The organism is Silvimonas sp., assembly GCF_031291215.1.
Lineage (GTDB): Bacteria > Pseudomonadota > Gammaproteobacteria > Burkholderiales > Chitinibacteraceae > Silvimonas > Silvimonas soli.
Map to the genome: position 1 here is coordinate 306964 of NZ_JARLJK010000122.1, position 15462 is coordinate 322425.

Below are 15462 nucleotides of genomic sequence, written 5' to 3' on the forward strand. Positions count from 1 at the left end.
TGTTTTTATCGTCAATTAAGTGCTATCTAGGAAAGACGCTGATATTTCATTAGTAAATGCCTATATAGCAAATTCATGGCCAATTAGCATGGAGAGAAATTCAACGTGTTTGCTGTCGAAGAGCAATGGCCGCAGCCTACGATCTTGATCGTTGATGATGCAGTCGAGAATATCAAGCTGATAAGTCATGCCTTGCAAGGCATGGGAGAACTGCTATTTGCCACCAACGGCCCGGACGCCTTGCGCGTTGCCGACAGCAGTCGCCCCGACTTGGTCATTCTCGATATCGAAATGCCCGGCATGGATGGGTATGCCGTTTGCAATGCGCTCAAGGCTAATCCTTACACCAGCGAATGCGCGGTGATCTTTGTTACCGCCCATGAAGGCACGTCTTGGGAGACGCAATCTCTGGCGGCCGGAGGGCTGGATTTTCTGAACAAGCCGCTCAATGTACCGATTTGCCGGCTACGAGTGCAAAACCAGCTCACCTTGAAACGGCAGAAAGACCAGCTGGCCCAAACCCGGCGGGATCTGGCCGATCTGGTGCACCACTTGCCATCATTTGTAGCATTTTGGGGCGCGGACACCCATAACCGTTACTGCAATGATCAGTTGGGACACTGGTTTGGCATTTCCGCTTCGCGCATGTTGGGAATGACGCTAGACGCAGTATTGAATGAAGAGACCCTGCTGCAACTGCGGCCGCACTGGGAGGAAGCCATGCAGGGGCGCACGGTTACGGTGGAGATGACGCTGTTTCCCTCATCCAGCCGCCGCCGTTTCGCGCAGACCACGCTGGTGCCGAACTGGCAACTGGGCTCGGTGGCAGGGCTGCTGATGGTGCTTACCGATATCACCGATCGCAAGCTGGCCGAGCGCGCGCTGTGGGATGAAAAAGAGCGCATGCGCATTACGCTCAATTCAATTGGCGATGCCGTTATTGCAACTGATCCGCAAGGATTGGTGACGTTTGTTAATCCGATCGCCGAGGAAATGACCGGCTGGCATACAGCCGATGCCTTGGGCAAACCCATCGAAACCGTGATGGAATTGCGCGATTCAAATAACGGCCACGTATTGCGCAATCCGATTTATCTGGCGCTCAAGGAGGCGCGGATCGTGGGCATGGCGCTCAATTGCAATTTGATTGCCTTGAGTGGCCAGCAATCTGCGGTCGAGGATTCCGCTGCCCCGATACGCAATCAGGCGGGCGAGATTACCGGCGCAATTATTGTGTTTCGTGATGCCAGCGAAGCGCGCGCCATGGCGATCAAGATGAGTTATCTAGCCAGCCACGATCCGCTCACCGGGCTTCCCAATCGCTTGCTGTTGCAAGACCGAATCTCACACGGTTTGCAGGTCGCCCGTTGGAGTCAGACACATGTGGCCATGCTGCTGCTCGATCTGGACTACTTCAAGTTTATAAATGATTCGATTGGTTATACCGCAGGCGACGACCTGCTGCGTCAAGTGGCCCGCCGCCTGGAAAACGTAATGACGGCCAGTGGCACGATAGGTCGACTGGGCGGTGACGAGTTTGTCATTCTGCTGCCGGAGCTGCGTTCGATTACCGAGGCCGACGAAGCGGCGACCAAGTTGCTGGGCGCAATGACTGAGCCATTTGAACTCGATGGCAAGCAATTCAATCTGTCGATCAGCGTGGGGATCAGTTTGTTTCCGGATGACAGCTCCGATGAAGAAACGCTGATGCGGCATGCTGACGTGGCCATGCATCGGGCCAAGCAGGATGGCCGCAATCGCTACCGTTTCTTCTCTACCGAACTGGAAGACCTGGTATTAAGCCGTCACTTGCTGGAGCGCCATCTGCGTGAAGCGCTGCAGGAAAAACGTTTTGAAGTGTTCTACCAAAGCAAAGTGGATACGCGCCAGGGCAAGGTGATTGGCGCTGAAGCGCTGGTACGCATGTACAACACCGACGGCGAGTTACTGATGCCAGCGCGGTTCATTCCGCTGGCTGAAGAAACCGGCCTGATTGTGCCGTTGGGCAAAATGGTGCTGGAAACAGCCTGTCGCCAGGCCGCCAGCTGGATGGCTCAAGGGCATCCGTTGAAAATGTCGGTCAATATTTCGGCTGCACAGTTTTCTGCCGGCAATTTGCCGCAGCTGATTGCCGAAACCTTGAACGAAACCGGTTTGCCTCCCGCCATGCTGGAACTGGAAATCACCGAAGGCACCTTGATGCGGGAAGCCGACGCCGCACGCGAGATATTGGTGGCGCTCAAGGAATTAGGCGTGAACATTTCGCTGGATGATTTTGGCACTGGCTATTCCAGCTTGGCCTATCTCAAGCGCTTCCCGCTGGACACACTGAAAATCGACCAGTCTTTTGTGCGCGACATGCTTAACGACACCAATGATCTGGCAATTATCCAGACCATTGTTGCATTGGGAAACACGCTCGGCATGGAGTTGGTGGCAGAAGGGGTGGAGTTGCTTGAACAAGCTGAGAAGCTGGGTGAAATAGGCTGCCACATCATGCAGGGTTATCTATACGACAAGCCCAAACCGGCTCGCGAATGGCAGTTTGCAGACCCGCCTGCCATATCGTGGAAGTCTGATTCCTGAGTTTCGAGGAGGGCGCTCCCCACAAAATCACGCGGCTGGGGTGTCGCGTGCCAGCGCTGCGCAGGCTTGATTGACGGCATGTTTGTTGGGGATATTACTGCATGTTTTCAGGGGGATTCAGCATCTTGCCGTTTATCGGGCAGGTGACATTGTTACTGGATTGAGAATCGTTCTTGCAAGATAATGAGAACAGTTATCAGTAACAAGGGTCTTTCTGATGTACGTCTGTATCTGCAATGGGGTTACGGAAAAAGCCATTCATGTCGCCGTTGAAAAGGGCGCACGCACATTTACGCAGTTGCAGATGGCAACCGGCGCGGGCACGTGTTGCGGCCAGTGCACAACTTGCGCCAAAGACACCATGATGGATGCCATTGAAGCTGAGGCCATTCGCGGGTGGGAAGAAATGGACGCCGTGGCGGCCTGATCGCGAGCGGATCAACGGGTCTGATGACCAGAATTCAGAAAACAGCCGAGTTTATCTCGGCTGTTTTCGTTTTCAGCCAGGACTTTGTTTACTTACTTCTGCTAATGCGTCGCCATCGCGCTGGCAATCAAGTAGGGCTGCCGCTGCCCATTTGCGATTGCAGGTAGTTGTGCAGGCCGACAGCACCCAGCAAGAACAGTTGTTGTTCCAGCCAATGGGCGTGATCGACTTCAGTGTCATCCAGCAACTCAACCAGCATTTCGCGAGTGACATAGTCTTGCTCACGTTCGGCCAGGGCAATGGTTGCTTTCAGTGCAGTGGCTACTTCGTATTCGGTATCCAGATCATTCTTGAGCATGGTCGGAACATCGGTGCCGATGCGCAGGGCAGTGCGTGCCGCCACATTAGGCATGCCTTCCAGAAACAAAATGCGTTCCATCAGTTTGGTGGCGTGGCCGATTTCGTCCTGGCGCTCATGGTCAATGCGCTCAAACAGTCGGTGATAACCCCAGTTTTTGTACATCTGGCTGTGCAGAAAGTACTGATCAATAGAGGTCAGTTCTGCTGCGAGCAACCGGTTCAATGCGTCGATAACGCTGGTTTTGCCTTGCATGGTGGCTCTGCTCCTCAGTCGCCCATCTGTGCTTGCAGATAGTTGGCAATGCCTACTTCTGGAATCAGACCAAGTTGGGTTTCAACCCAATCCAGGTACTCTTCTTCTTCTTCCAGCATCTCGGTCAATACATCACGGCTGACGTAATCCTGAGCAGACTCGGCGTTTTCGATTGCCTGGCGCAGGGTGGTCAGGTATCCGGTTACCAGCTTTAGATCACAGGACAACATCTCCTGCGGATTTTCGCCAATCATCAGCTTGCCCAGTTGCTGCAAATTGGGCAGGCCTTCCAGAAACAGAATCCGTTCGATCAGTTCGTCGGCGCGCTTCATGGCATGGATAGACTCATGATAAACATGGTCATTCAGCCGTTTATAGCCCCAGTTTTTGTACATGCGCGCATGCAGAAAAAACTGGTTAATGGCGGTCAATTCGTTGGTGAGCACCGTATTGAGTGCTTTCACCACATCAGGATTTCCCTGCATGATGCTTTCCTCTTGTTGTCTGGCTGACCTTGCATTTTAGAACAGTCGTGCGCGGATCACTGCGATAATTCATCCGTTTCCAGCGCTAGATGGATCATGATAGGCTGCGCGCCGAGGCCATAAAGGTATAGATCACCATGAACCAGACCCCGATTTCCCAGGATTTGATCCAGCTTGCCCATGAGCTGGCCGATATTTCCGGGCAGACCATCCGCGGCTATTACCGCCACGAATTTTCGATTGTCTCCAAAGATGATGACAGCCCGGTCACCATCGCCGACCGTGAAGCCGAGCGCGTCATGCGCGAGCGGATTCGTGCTGCGCGCCCCAATGACGGCATCATTGGTGAAGAACATGGCGAAGAAAACATCGATGCCGAATGGGTCTGGGTGCTTGATCCGATTGATGGCACCAAGTCATTCACTGTCGGCCGCCCTTTGTTTGTCACGCTGATTGGCCTGCTGCATTTTGGCAAGCCGGTGCTGGGCGTAATCAACCAGCCCATTGTGAACGACCGCTGGATTGGCGGCGTCGGCGTGCCCACCACGCTCAACGGTCGCCCGGTTCACGGCAGTGATATCAATGAGGTATCTGCCGCGCGCATTGGCACCACCGGCCCGGAACATCTGCAAACCTGCGCGCAAGTGTTTGCTGAATTGGTCAAGGCCTGCCGTTATCCGGTGTATGGCGGTGATGGTTATCTGTATGGCCAGGTGGCCGCTGGCTGGCTGGATGTGGTGGTAGAAGAGGGCCTCAAGCTGCACGACTTTGCCGCATTGGCGCCGGTGGTGATTGGCGCTGGTGGCGCAATGACCGACTGGCAGGGCGAACCATTGCGCCTGGGTAGTGCCGGTCGGGTGCTGGCGGCGGCCAATGCAGATTTGCATGCACAGGTGCTCCCCGCGCTGCGCAGCTTGCCGGTATAATGGCGCCTATTCCAAGCAGTCAAACCCAGAATTCAAACACGGCGTTCGCATCCATGGCTCAAGACATCAACTACGTTTCCGATTTCACCAAGTTCATGCAGGGTTATCTGACCGAGCATCAAGACGTGGCCAAAGGCCAGCTTGAAGGCCGTGCATTGCTGTGGGACAAAGCGCCGATCAATCTGGATGAAACGGCTCGCAACGACGCATCGCGTATTGAACAGAAGCCTTATCCGTATCAAGCCGACTGATCTGGCCGGTTCAATAAAAAACGCCACCATAGAGTGGCGTTTTTTATTGTTATTCGATTTGCGAGCGACCACTGGGCGAAGGGGCGATCAAGCCTTGTCGCCTGCGCCAGTCAGCATCCGCTATGTCAGGCCATGGCGCCAGCATGTTAAGATTCGGCCCTTCAGATTTGACGCCCAGACTGTTCGCCTCAGGAGCCCCCATGCGTATCGGAACGCCGCTTTCCCCTTCTGCCACCCGTGTCATGCTGCTTGGCTGCGGCGAACTGGGTAAAGAAGTCATCATTGCCTTGCAGCGTCTGGGCGTTGAGGTCATCGGCGTTGATCGCTATCCCGATGCACCGGGCATGCAGGTCGCACATCGTAGCCACGTAATCAACATGGCTGACCCGGTCGCCTTGCGCGCGCTGGTTGAACAAGAACGTCCGCACTTGATCGTGCCCGAGATTGAAGCGATTGCCACCGAGGAACTGCTGCGCATTGAGGCCGATGGCCTGGCAGAAGTAATCCCGACTGCCCGCGCGACTAACCTGACCATGAATCGCGAAGGCATCCGTCGCCTGGCCGCAGAGGAACTGGGTTTGCCGACTTCGCCGTACCGTTTCGCCAGTTCGTTGGCAGAAATGCAAGCCGCCATCGCGGAGATTGGTTTCCCGTGTCTGGTCAAACCGGTGATGTCTTCGTCCGGTAAAGGCCAATCCACTTTGCGCTCCGAAGCGGACGTGATCCCGGCTTGGGAGTACGCCGCCAGCGGCAGCCGCGTGAATCAAGGCAAAGTAATTGTTGAAGGCTTTATTGACTTTGATTACGAGATCACCGAACTGACCGTGCGCGCTGTGGGTGCTTCGGGCAATGTCGAAACCTTCTTCTGCGATCCAATCGGCCATGTGCAAGTGAAGGGCGATTATGTGGAAAGTTGGCAGCCGCAAAAGATGAGCCCGCTGGCACTGGAACGCTCGCGTGATATCGCGCAAAAGATCACCAGCAATCTGGGCGGTCGAGGCCTGTTTGGCGTGGAACTGTTTGTGAAGGGCGACGATGTCTGGTTCTCGGAAGTCAGCCCGCGCCCGCACGATACCGGTCTGGTTACGCTGATGACGCAACGTTTCTCCGAGTTTGAATTGCACGCCCGCGCCATCCTCAAATTGCCGGTTGACGTGGCACTGCGTGAACAAGGCGCCAGCGCTGTTATTTACGGTGCGATGAACGAGCAGGGCATTGCATTTGAAGGCGTAGAACAAGCGTTGACCGTACCCCGTGTTGATCTGCGCCTGTTCGGCAAACCAGAGGCATTCGAACGTCGCCGCATGGGCGTGGTGGTGGCTGCCGGTGCTGATACAGATGAAGCGCGTGATCGGGCCAAGCATGCTGCCAGCCTGGTGAAACCTGTGAAGCACGAGGTTTGAGTGTGAGCGAAGTACAGCAACTCACGCCCTACGAAATGCTGGGCGGCGAAGCACCATTGCGCAAACTGGTGGACCGGTTCTACGACATTATGGATGCCGATCCGCGCGTCACCACGCTGCGCCAGATGCATGGTGGCGACATGACGGTGATCCGGCAGAAACTGTTTGAGTTTCTCTCGGGTTGGCTGGGCGGGCCGTCGTTGTTCATTGAAAAATATGGCCACCCGATGCTGCGAGCGCGCCATATGCCGTTTGCTGTGGACGAGGACGCCCGCGATCAGTGGCTGCTGTGTATGTACACAGCCTTGGATGAACAGCCGATGGAACAAGCACTACGCGATCATCTGGAAGATGCGTTCTTTCGTACTGCGGATTTCATGCGTAACCGCTGATTGTTGCTTTGCTGATATCAGCATAAAAAGCCGGGCTATATGCCCGGTTTTGTTTTTACGCGCCGCCGGCGTACCCGTTCTGGCGCCAGGCCTCGAATACCGTCACCGCGACGGCGTTGGACAGATTCAGGCTGCGATTGTCTGGATACATCGGCAAGCGAATGCGGTTTTCCGGCGCAAAACGGTCCAGCACCTCAGACGGCAAGCCGCGCGTTTCTGGACCAAACACAAATGCATCACCGGGTTTGAAGGCAAGTTTGTCAAACTGGGTGCTGCCTTTGGTGGTCATGGCGAACATGCGCACCTCGCCCAAGTCTGCAATCAATGCATCCCAATCCTCATGCACGCGCATCTCGGCGAACTCATGGTAATCCAGCCCGGCGCGGCGCATGCGGGCGTCATCCAGCGGAAAGCCTAACGGCTTGACCAGATGGAGCGTGCAGCCCGTATTGGCGGCCAGACGAATCACATTGCCGGTGTTTGGGGGGATTTCCGGCTGAAACAGAATGATATGGAACATGCGTGAAAGACTTTGCTCGGAAATGACAGGTTAAATGGCGCCAATAAGGCCGCCCGGGTTGGGCGCATAAATACGACAAATATGAGAGAACAAGGCAGATTGCCGGTTTGGCATGACTACGCCATGCCATGGCACAGTGGTTACTGCTAGAATCAGTGGCTAACAAAGCTCTAACCGGATCGCTGCATGAATACCGCCACACTGCTGATCAGTTGCCCGGACCGTAAAGGTCTGTCCGCCGCCATTGCCAATTTTCTCTACACCTACAATGCCAATATCGTGCATTCGGACCAGCATCAGGACGTCACCGACGACCTGTTTCTGATGCGGGTGGAATGGGATCTGACGGATTTTACGCTGGATATGGCTTCTTTTGCGCCTGCTTTCCAGCCAATCGCCGATCGCTTCAATATGCAGTGGAAAGTGGCGCTGACCACGCGCCGTCAGCGCATGGCGATTTTTGTCTCCAAATACGACCATTGCCTGGTGGATTTGCTACATCGCCATCAAAGCGGCGAGCTGGCATGCGATATCCCGTTGGTGATCTCCAATCATGAAGAATGCCGTGCAATTACCGAGTTCTACGGTGTGCCGTATCACGTGATTGAAGTTAACAAAGACAACAAAGCCCAGGCTGAAGCCGCGCAACGCCAGTTGCTGGAAGACAACCAGGTTGATCTGGTGGTGCTGGCGCGTTATATGCAGGTGTTGTCGCATGACTTTACCGCGCGCTATCCGCAACGCGTGATCAACATCCATCACAGTTTTCTGCCTGCCTTTGACGGTGCCAAGCCCTATCATCGCGCGTTTGCTCGCGGGGTGAAGCTGATTGGCGCCACCAGTCACTATGTAACAGAAGTACTGGATGATGGTCCCATCATCGAACAAGACGTGATCCGCATTTCGCATCGCGACGACGTTGAAGAACTGGTCCGCAAAGGGCGCGATCTGGAAAAAATCGTGCTCTCGCGTGCAGTGAAATGGCACCTGGAAAATCGCGTACTGGTGTTCGCCAACAAGACCGTGATCTTTGCCTGAGCCCACGCAGTGATCCCTCGTTTCTTGCGCGACGCGCTTGATGTCTCCCTGCTGCGAAGCAAAACCCTGCCGGAATACAGTTATCCGGTGTGGTTGCCTGCGCTCTGGCTCACCTTGATTGGGGTGGCGGGCGCGTGGGCTAACGATGACTTTCTGGCAGCGTGGCCGATACGGCTGGGATTCTTCATTTTGGTGAACTGGCTGGAAGCCATTCTGACTGCTTTGTGGCTGATGCTCTGGTTCAAGGTGATCGACAAGAAACCGGTTGAGGGTAGTTTGTTTCCACTGGTGGTGTTGAGTTCCACTCCGCAATTGCTGGTGCCCGTGTTTGCTGCCATGCCCGATCCGGTGGGCAGCCTGGGGCTGATGGCAGTCGGTATCTACGGCGTGGTGGTCATGATCCGCGCGGTTATGGGCGCAACCGGGCAAAAGCTCACGAGTGTGGTGATTGCGGTTTTGTCTTTTATTCCTGTGGCGCTGCTGCTGGTAGGCGGTGCCATGACTCTGGCCAATGAATTCGGCTGGATTGCTACCGACACAACAACTTCGCCGAGTCCACCGGCCGAGGAGACTGATCTGTGACCGCTTTTCGCTATGTAGCGACTAGCCAGGATGGCGAAAACAAGCGCGGCATGATTGAAGCCGACACGCAACGACACGCCCGCACTTTACTGCGCGACCAAGGCTTGTGGGTCAGCGAAATAGGTGAAATTGCCACCGGCACCACCAGTCTGGGGCGCAGCCGTGGTTTGGGTGGGCAGCGGCTTTCGGTGTGGACGCGGCAATTTGCTACGTTGCTGGATGCCAGTCTCACCATCGAACAAGCCTTGGCAGTGCTGATCGAACAAAGCGAAGACGAACGCGAGAAACAACTGGCTGGCGCTTTGCGCAGCGAGATTCTGGCCGGTTCATCCTTGTCACAAGCGCTGGCTCGGCAGGGCAAAGCTTTTCCCGAGTTGTATCGCACCATCGTAGCCGCTGGTGAAGAATCTGGCCGGGCGGCAACGGTCATGCAACGGCTGGCTGATTATCTGGAATCGCGAGCAGCGCTGGCTTCCAAAGTGGCGTTGGCGTTTGTCTATCCCGCAGTGGTGATGGCCGTGTCGGTGCTGGTGATTGTCGGGCTGCTGACCTGGGTTGTGCCACAGATGGTGACCGTGTTTCAGAGCGCCAAAACCGAACTGCCGTTCCTGACCCGCGCCATGCTGTGGGCCTCCGCCGCCGTACGCCAATGGGGCTGGCTGATCCTGCTGTTGCTGATTGGTGCCAGTGTCGGTGGCTGGCAGGCACTCAAACAAGAAGCCATACGACGCAAGTTTGATGCATGGTGTTTGCGGGTGCCGCTATTTGGCCGCTTTGTGCGGGCAGGCAATACGGCCCGGTTGGCATCCACCCTGGCGATTCTGGTGGGCAGTGGTGTACCGCTTTTGAAGGCATTGCAGGCCGCGGTGGGCGTTATCAGCAATCTGCCGCTACGCGAGGCAGTGCAAGAATCTGCTCGCCAGGTACGTGAAGGCGTACCGTTATCGCGTTCCCTGGCACCGAGCAAGTTGTTCCCTCCCGTATTGATTCACCTGATTGCCAGCGGCGAAGCCACGGGCCGGCTGGAATACATGCTGGACAAAGCCGCCGCACAGCAAAGTCAGGAACTGGAAAACCGCGTGGCTACCTTTACCAGCTTGCTCGGACCAATGATGGTGCTGGCGATGGGTATCGTGGTGTTGTTGATTGTGTTGGCAATTTTGCTTCCTGTTTTCGAAATGAACCAATTGGTCAAATGAGGTCCTCCATGTTTGCAGCAGCATCCCGTCGCGCGGCTGGTGCCGCCCAGCGCGGCTTTACCCTGATTGAAATTCTGGTGGTGATTACCATTCTGGCCATCCTTGGGGCGTTGATTGTTCCCAAGATCATGGATCGGCCAAACGACGCTCGCGTGGTCGCCGCCAAGCAGGATATTCGCTCAGTCGTACAGGCACTCAAACTCTACAAACTGGACAACGGCCGCTATCCGACTACCGAACAAGGCCTGAAAGCCCTGGTTGAAAAGCCAACGGCCAGCCCGGCACCAGCCAACTGGAAAAACGGTGGCTACCTGGAAAAGCTGCCGAAAGACCCGTGGGGCAACGATTACATTTATCTCAACCCAGGCCTGCATGGCGAGATTGACGTCATGAGCTACGGCGCAGACGGTCAGGCTGGCGGCGAGAATTACGACGCCGACATCGGTTCCTGGCAGCAGTAAGCAGCCATTTCACCGATGAACACGCTTGCCCGGCGCATACAGCGCGGTTTTACTCTGATCGAGATTCTGGTCGCGCTGGCGCTGATAGGCATCATTCTGGGGCTAGCCGTCGTCAAGCTGGGCCAGTCTGATGCTCAAGTGTCCGAGCATGAAGCACGGCGGCTGGCTGCCGTGCTGGAAGACGCCCGCGATGAAGCCATTGCGGGTGGCCGCACCATCGGCTGGTCCACCGATGGTCATGGCTACCAGTTCTGGGTGCAAGATGATCAGAACAACTGGCAAGCCATTCCCAATCATGAAGTGCTCAAACCCTACGAGTTGCCCGAGAATTTGCGGGTGACCAAACAAACGGCCAATCTGCGCGATTTGCGGCTGGGCGAACGCATTGTGTTCGAGGCTTCCGGCGTGAATCAGCCGTTTACCGTGGAAATGACGTTAGGGCAAAGCGAGTGGATGCTGGAAGGCGATGTCATGGGGCGGGTTAACGCGCATGTGGTGCAGCCCGATGCTTGAGCACCATCTTCGCCGACTTGGCGGTTTTACACTGATCGAAGTCATGGTCGCACTCGCGGTCGTGGCCATTGCCTTGACCGCAGCACTCAAGGCCACCAGTTTCAGTACCGATTCTGCCATTGATTTTCGTACACGCATGCTGGCCGGGTGGGTGGCGCAGAATCGCCTGAACGAAATGACTGCGCGCCATGATTTTCCGGAAACCGGGCAGTTATCCGGTGCAGAAGACCAGGCGGGCGAAGCGTTCAACTGGCGTATTGAAGTAGGCGCGTCGCCTAATCGCTCGTTCCGGCGTGTGGAAATCAGCGTCTATCTGCAAAATGATCCGCAGCATGCCGCGGCAACTCTGGTGAGCTACCTTGCACGCATCTAGGACCAAGCGCGGCTTTACCTTGTTGGAAATCCTCATTGCCATGGCCATTTTCGCGGTCATGTCGCTGATTGCCTTCCGTGGTTTGTCGACCATGGTGGACACCAAAATCCGGCTGGATGCAGAAACCACGCGCTGGCGTGAACTTAGCTTGGTGCTGGGCCGGTTTGATGACGATGTCACCCAGGCCGCCAACCGTAGTTGGCGCGATAGCTCAGGACTGACCCAACCAGCGCTGGAAGGTAACGCCCAGCCTAACAATCCTGACTGGCCCCAATTGCAATTGGTGCGCATGAACCGCGAGCGTGAACCGTTTCATGTGGCATATCGGCTCAAAGAGGGTCGACTGGAAATGCTGCAATGGGACAGTCTCGATCTGGCGCCCCGCAGTCAGCCGCAGGTTCATGTCATGCTGGATCGGGTCCAGCGCTTTGAAGTGAGTTTTATGGATAGTTCCTTGCAGTGGCAAGCGACCTGGCCTGTGGTCGGCGGTACCGATGTCTTACCACGTGCGATCAAGGTAGTGATGCAACATGAAGGGCAAGGCTCGATTCAGCGGATCTACGCATTGCCATGAGAACCTCCTCAAGAATCCGGTCCAAAACGGCAGTTCACTCGCCCATGCGGCAACGTGGCATTGCCATTCTGACTGCCGTAGCACTCGCGGCTCTGGTTGCTGCATTGGCGGCATGGATCGCCTGGCGGCAGGGTTTATGGTTTCGGCAACTCGAAAATCAATTCGATCAAGCCGAGGCTATGGGTGTTGTGCGTGCTTCGGTGAACCTGGCGCGGCTGACACTGAAAGATGATTTCCGCAACAATCAGGTCGACCATATGCTGGAGCCATGGAATATCCCCATTCCGGCTATTCCAGTGGAAAACGGTCGAGTGGGCGGGCGCGTGCTGGAACAGAACGGCCGCTACAATCTGAATAACCTGGTTTCCGACAATGGTCAGGCCAATGATGCGGAAATTGCCGCCTGCAAGCGCCTGTTCACGGAGTTGTCCTTGTCGCCGGATCTAGTCAATGCACTGGCCGATTGGGAGGATGCGGATAGCGATACCCGCAGCCCCGGCGGGGCGGAAGACAATGAATATCTGCAGGCCAGTCCGCCATATCGGGCGGCCAATCAGCGGCTGACCGATATGGGCTCGCTGACCCGTGTGAAAGGATTTACGCCCGAGGTCATCAACACCATTACGCCGTTTGTGACGGTGCTGCCCGCTGTAACGCCGGTGAACGTTAATTTTGCTGAGGCCGAGGTGCTGGCGGCGGTTGTGCCGGGTCTGTCCGTGACCGACGCACAAGCTGTAGTCGCCAAACGGGCCGGGTCTTATTTCGCGGATATCAGCCAATTTACCAAAGCATTGCCCGATACAGCCAAAGCGGGCGTTATCAGCGCTGCGCTGTCGGTGCAAAGTCAGTATTTCATCAATGAGGTGGATGCGCATTTCGGGCGGGTGACTTTGCGCTATGCCGCTTTGCTGGAACGCAAAACCAGCGATATCCCGCGCATTGTCTGGTTCAGGCGTGAATAACCGACCGACGTGGCTACGCGGTTAGTGGGCGGGCGGCAGTGGTTGTTCTTTGGGGAGTTCCACCCGTACGATCAGCCCATGTGGCAGGGCGTCGAGCAGATCTACCGTCCCACCGTGGCGTTCGGCAATTTCCTTGACGATAGCCATCCCCAGGCCGCAGCCGTTACCGGTTTGTTCTCGTCGGTAAAAGCGCTCAAACACCCGAGGTTTGTCATCGTCCGGAATGCCGGAGCCATTGTCCTCAACTTCGACAATGTAGCGCGAGGTATCTTCGCTGAGCCGCACCGTGATATTGCCGCCGCGTGGGATGTACTTGATGGCGTTCTCGACCAGGTTTACAAATAGCTCGCGTAATAGCGCTGAGTTACCCTCAATCACCGCTTCATTCAGTGCTGTGTCGCATCCCAGATCCATACCTGCCGCCAAGGCGCGTGGTACGGATTCGGCAGTGAGATCGCGAATCAGCCGGGCCAGATCAACCTTGACACGGGGCATGCCGTTTTGGGTGCCTGGTTCCGAACGTGCTAGCGTCAGTAACTGATTTACCAGATGGATGCTGCGAGTGGCGCTGGTGTGCACCATATTCAAACGAGCGCGCAGTTGCTCGGGTTCAGTCTCACGCATGGCCAGTTCGGTTTGCGATTTAAGGCCAGCCAGAGGCGTGCGCAACTGGTGCGCGGCATCGGCAATAAAGCGGCGTTGGCGGGCAACGCTTTGTTGAGTAGTCGAAAGTAATTGGGTCAGCGCTTTGGCCAGGGCGTGCAATTCTTGCGGCGCGTGGCTCAACTCAAAGGGTGCTTGATCCTGGGGGTTGCGATTTTCCACCAGTCGTTGCAAGCCATTCAAAGGCTGCAAGCCACGATTGATACCCAGCCAGACCAGAAAACTCATTACGATCAGCAGTCCGCCCAAGGGCAGTGCGATGGTCAGCATGATCTGGCGAGAGAGATGATTGCGGCGGGCCAGGCTTTTGGCGGCCTGCACATGCAGCCAGCGGGTTTGTCCTTTGGCATCATTACCCAGCGGGTAATACACCGAAACCATACGCACGGGATTGGGTAGCTTGACCAGGTTATGAAAAACCGGTTGCTCGGCAACGGGAGGTAGCGTGTCGGTATGTGCCGGGAAATCGAAATTACTGAGGATTTTCTGGCCGCTGGACGTTTCTACCGAATACAGCAACGGCTCGTCTTGCGAGTCGTCCAGCAGAAAATGGGTGGCTTGGGGGAAATCTGCGCCAACCTGACCGTCACTTTGCGTACGGATCTGGCGGGAAAGCCCTCTGGCAATTTGCAAGAGGCTGTTGTCAATCAATTCATTGGCAAAGTGATTGGCAACCTGGAAACTGAGAAGTGCCCCAGCTAGCCATAGAACCAGCTGGGGAATCAAAAGCCAGAGTAAAAGCTGGCGTTTGAGGGAGTACTTAGCCTGCATCGACAGCGTGAGGTTGCTGCTTTTCCAGCAAATAACCCAGACCACGGATAGTCCGGATTACCACGCCACAAGGTTCCAGCTTTTTGCGCAGACGGTGTACGTAAACTTCAATCGCGTTCAGACCAACTTCAGCATTATCAGAGCCCAGTTCGGACACGATCTGCTCTTTGGTCACCACGCGGTCGATATTCGACATCAGGATTTCCAGTACGGTCAGTTCACGAGCGGACAGATCGAGAGGAGTGTCGTTACACCATGCGCGTTGACCGGCGCGATCCAGACGCAGATTGCCCAATTGCTGAACCGACTGCGGCAGAATCTGGCTGCGACGCAACAGAGCGCGCAGACGTGCTTCCAGTTCGGCGAATTCGAAAGGTTTAGCCAGATAATCATCAGCGCCCGCATCCAGACCGGCAACGCGGTCTTCCAGACCGTCAAGGGCGGTCAGGATAAGAATAGGCAGGGATGGTTTGTGCTGACGAATGTTACGAAGCACTGTCAGGCCGTCCATGTTGGGCAGACCGATATCCAGAACCACTACATCGTAATCATTGTGAAGAAGAATCTGCAGTGCCAGGGAGCCGTCGTTGACACAGTCAACTTGGAAGTCGGCTTGTGACAAACTGGTTTTCAGAGCATCCGCAAGAATGAGATCGTCTTCGGCGAGAAAGAGCCGAGTGCTCATAGGAGGATTCCTTCGAGTTGTAAGATTAAGCTTACCGT

The 15462-nt window shown here is 55.7% G+C and carries 19 protein-coding genes; 14 read left to right on the forward strand and 5 right to left on the reverse strand.

From position 1 onward, the window contains the following. The first annotated feature begins 105 nt into the window (after positions 1 to 105). Together P4L78_RS14140 and P4L78_RS14145 are read left to right on the forward strand one after the other, a co-directional pair. Positions 106 to 2586 carry an EAL domain-containing protein gene (locus P4L78_RS14140; RefSeq protein WP_309328553.1) on the forward strand — a complete coding sequence of 827 codons (2481 nt, stop codon included), beginning with the start codon at positions 106 to 108 and terminating at the stop codon, positions 2584 to 2586. A 217-nt stretch (positions 2587 to 2803) separates the two neighbouring features. After that, entirely contained in the window at positions 2804 to 3013 is a 210-nt protein-coding gene (locus P4L78_RS14145) for a bacterioferritin-associated ferredoxin (RefSeq protein ID WP_283149673.1), read from the forward strand. A gap of 127 nt (positions 3014 to 3140) precedes the next feature. Here the strand turns inward: P4L78_RS14145 and bfr (P4L78_RS14150) are convergent, their stop codons facing one another. Together bfr (P4L78_RS14150) and bfr (P4L78_RS14155) are read right to left on the reverse strand one after the other, a co-directional pair. Next, on the reverse strand, positions 3141 to 3626 hold the full coding sequence (gene bfr / locus P4L78_RS14150; protein WP_283149672.1) for a bacterioferritin: 486 nt from the start codon (positions 3624 to 3626) through the stop codon (positions 3141 to 3143). A gap of 14 nt (positions 3627 to 3640) precedes the next feature. Further along, positions 3641 to 4111 (reverse strand): bacterioferritin, encoded by a 471-nt coding sequence (bfr, locus tag P4L78_RS14155; protein WP_283149671.1) that lies wholly within the window; start codon positions 4109 to 4111, stop codon positions 3641 to 3643. Between the two features lie 137 nt (positions 4112 to 4248). Between bfr (P4L78_RS14155) and P4L78_RS14160 the strand changes: the two genes are divergently transcribed. From P4L78_RS14160 to P4L78_RS14175, 4 genes are all read left to right on the forward strand, one after another. After that, positions 4249 to 5037: an inositol monophosphatase family protein gene (locus tag P4L78_RS14160; protein ID WP_309328554.1), complete on the forward strand. Its 789-nt coding sequence runs from the start codon at positions 4249 to 4251 to the stop codon at positions 5035 to 5037. 53 nt (positions 5038 to 5090) lie between these two features. Further along, the gene (locus tag P4L78_RS14165) at positions 5091 to 5288 is read left to right on the forward strand and encodes a DUF3460 family protein (RefSeq protein WP_283149669.1); all 198 of its coding nucleotides are present in this window, start codon (positions 5091 to 5093) and stop codon (positions 5286 to 5288) included. Positions 5289 to 5488: 200 nt separating this feature from the next. Next, the gene (gene purT, locus P4L78_RS14170; protein ID WP_309328555.1) at positions 5489 to 6691 is read left to right on the forward strand and encodes a formate-dependent phosphoribosylglycinamide formyltransferase; all 1203 of its coding nucleotides are present in this window, start codon (positions 5489 to 5491) and stop codon (positions 6689 to 6691) included. Between the two features lie 2 nt (positions 6692 to 6693). Next, on the forward strand, positions 6694 to 7083 hold the full coding sequence (locus P4L78_RS14175) for a group II truncated hemoglobin (RefSeq protein WP_309328556.1): 390 nt from the start codon (positions 6694 to 6696) through the stop codon (positions 7081 to 7083). A gap of 55 nt (positions 7084 to 7138) precedes the next feature. On the opposite strand, the gene trmL is transcribed toward P4L78_RS14175, so the two are convergent. After that, positions 7139 to 7603 (reverse strand): tRNA (uridine(34)/cytosine(34)/5-carboxymethylaminomethyluridine(34)-2'-O)-methyltransferase TrmL, encoded by a 465-nt coding sequence (gene trmL / locus P4L78_RS14180; protein WP_309328557.1) that lies wholly within the window; start codon positions 7601 to 7603, stop codon positions 7139 to 7141. A gap of 186 nt (positions 7604 to 7789) precedes the next feature. Between trmL and purU the strand changes: the two genes are divergently transcribed. Genes purU through gspK form a run of 8 tightly spaced genes read left to right on the forward strand, consistent with a single transcriptional unit; the run spans position 7790 to position 13305 of the window. Further along, positions 7790 to 8641, forward strand: coding sequence for a formyltetrahydrofolate deformylase (gene purU, locus P4L78_RS14185; RefSeq protein WP_283149665.1), 852 nt, complete (start codon positions 7790 to 7792; stop codon positions 8639 to 8641). 9 nt (positions 8642 to 8650) lie between these two features. After that, complete coding sequence (locus tag P4L78_RS14190; RefSeq protein ID WP_309328558.1) at positions 8651 to 9223, forward strand: hypothetical protein; 573 nt, start codon at positions 8651 to 8653, stop codon at positions 9221 to 9223. Continuing rightward, the gene (gene gspF, locus P4L78_RS14195) at positions 9220 to 10422 is read left to right on the forward strand and encodes a type II secretion system inner membrane protein GspF (RefSeq protein ID WP_309328559.1); all 1203 of its coding nucleotides are present in this window, start codon (positions 9220 to 9222) and stop codon (positions 10420 to 10422) included. Before P4L78_RS14190 ends, gspF begins: the two co-directional genes overlap by 4 nt. Before the next feature lie 8 nt (positions 10423 to 10430). Continuing rightward, positions 10431 to 10883, forward strand: coding sequence for a type II secretion system major pseudopilin GspG (gspG, locus tag P4L78_RS14200; protein ID WP_283149662.1), 453 nt, complete (start codon positions 10431 to 10433; stop codon positions 10881 to 10883). A gap of 15 nt (positions 10884 to 10898) precedes the next feature. Further along, positions 10899 to 11396: a type II secretion system minor pseudopilin GspH gene (gene gspH, locus P4L78_RS14205; protein ID WP_283149661.1), complete on the forward strand. Its 498-nt coding sequence runs from the start codon at positions 10899 to 10901 to the stop codon at positions 11394 to 11396. Beyond that, complete coding sequence (gspI, locus tag P4L78_RS14210) at positions 11389 to 11769, forward strand: type II secretion system minor pseudopilin GspI (RefSeq protein WP_309328560.1); 381 nt, start codon at positions 11389 to 11391, stop codon at positions 11767 to 11769. The genes gspH and gspI overlap by 8 nt, the downstream gene beginning before the upstream one ends. Beyond that, positions 11756 to 12343, forward strand: coding sequence for a type II secretion system minor pseudopilin GspJ (gspJ, locus tag P4L78_RS14215; RefSeq protein ID WP_309328561.1), 588 nt, complete (start codon positions 11756 to 11758; stop codon positions 12341 to 12343). Before gspI ends, gspJ begins: the two co-directional genes overlap by 14 nt. Positions 12344 to 12387: 44 nt before the next feature. Further along, positions 12388 to 13305 (forward strand): type II secretion system minor pseudopilin GspK, encoded by a 918-nt coding sequence (gene gspK, locus P4L78_RS14220; RefSeq protein WP_309328562.1) that lies wholly within the window; start codon positions 12388 to 12390, stop codon positions 13303 to 13305. 21 nt (positions 13306 to 13326) lie between these two features. On the opposite strand, the gene P4L78_RS14225 is transcribed toward gspK, so the two are convergent. After that, on the reverse strand, positions 13327 to 14739 hold the full coding sequence (locus P4L78_RS14225) for a sensor histidine kinase (RefSeq protein WP_283151467.1): 1413 nt from the start codon (positions 14737 to 14739) through the stop codon (positions 13327 to 13329). After that, positions 14729 to 15424 carry a response regulator transcription factor gene (locus P4L78_RS14230; protein WP_283149657.1) on the reverse strand — a complete coding sequence of 232 codons (696 nt, stop codon included), beginning with the start codon at positions 15422 to 15424 and terminating at the stop codon, positions 14729 to 14731. The genes P4L78_RS14225 and P4L78_RS14230 overlap by 11 nt, the downstream gene beginning before the upstream one ends. Between the last annotated feature and the right edge of the window lie 38 nt (positions 15425 to 15462).

What these genes read in the sequence shown, in the direction of transcription:
- P4L78_RS14145 (WP_283149673.1), top strand. Translation starts at nt 2,804, where the DNA reads ATGTACGTCTGTATCTGCAATGGGGTTACGGAAAAAGCCATTCATGTC.
- bfr (WP_283149672.1), bottom strand. Translation starts at nt 3,626, where the DNA reads ATGCAAGGCAAAACCAGCGTTATCGACGCATTGAACCGGTTGCTCGCA.
- bfr (WP_283149671.1), bottom strand. Translation starts at nt 4,111, where the DNA reads ATGCAGGGAAATCCTGATGTGGTGAAAGCACTCAATACGGTGCTCACC.
- P4L78_RS14160 (WP_309328554.1), top strand. Translation starts at nt 4,249, where the DNA reads ATGAACCAGACCCCGATTTCCCAGGATTTGATCCAGCTTGCCCATGAG.
- P4L78_RS14165 (WP_283149669.1), top strand. Translation starts at nt 5,091, where the DNA reads ATGGCTCAAGACATCAACTACGTTTCCGATTTCACCAAGTTCATGCAG.
- purT (WP_309328555.1), top strand. Translation starts at nt 5,489, where the DNA reads ATGCGTATCGGAACGCCGCTTTCCCCTTCTGCCACCCGTGTCATGCTG.
- trmL (WP_309328557.1), bottom strand. Translation starts at nt 7,603, where the DNA reads ATGTTCCATATCATTCTGTTTCAGCCGGAAATCCCCCCAAACACCGGC.
- purU (WP_283149665.1), top strand. Translation starts at nt 7,790, where the DNA reads ATGAATACCGCCACACTGCTGATCAGTTGCCCGGACCGTAAAGGTCTG.
- gspG (WP_283149662.1), top strand. Translation starts at nt 10,431, where the DNA reads ATGTTTGCAGCAGCATCCCGTCGCGCGGCTGGTGCCGCCCAGCGCGGC.
- gspH (WP_283149661.1), top strand. Translation starts at nt 10,899, where the DNA reads ATGAACACGCTTGCCCGGCGCATACAGCGCGGTTTTACTCTGATCGAG.
- gspI (WP_309328560.1), top strand. Translation starts at nt 11,389, where the DNA reads ATGCTTGAGCACCATCTTCGCCGACTTGGCGGTTTTACACTGATCGAA.
- gspK (WP_309328562.1), top strand. Translation starts at nt 12,388, where the DNA reads ATGCGGCAACGTGGCATTGCCATTCTGACTGCCGTAGCACTCGCGGCT.
- P4L78_RS14225 (WP_283151467.1), bottom strand. Translation starts at nt 14,739, where the DNA reads ATGCAGGCTAAGTACTCCCTCAAACGCCAGCTTTTACTCTGGCTTTTG.
- P4L78_RS14230 (WP_283149657.1), bottom strand. Translation starts at nt 15,424, where the DNA reads ATGAGCACTCGGCTCTTTCTCGCCGAAGACGATCTCATTCTTGCGGAT.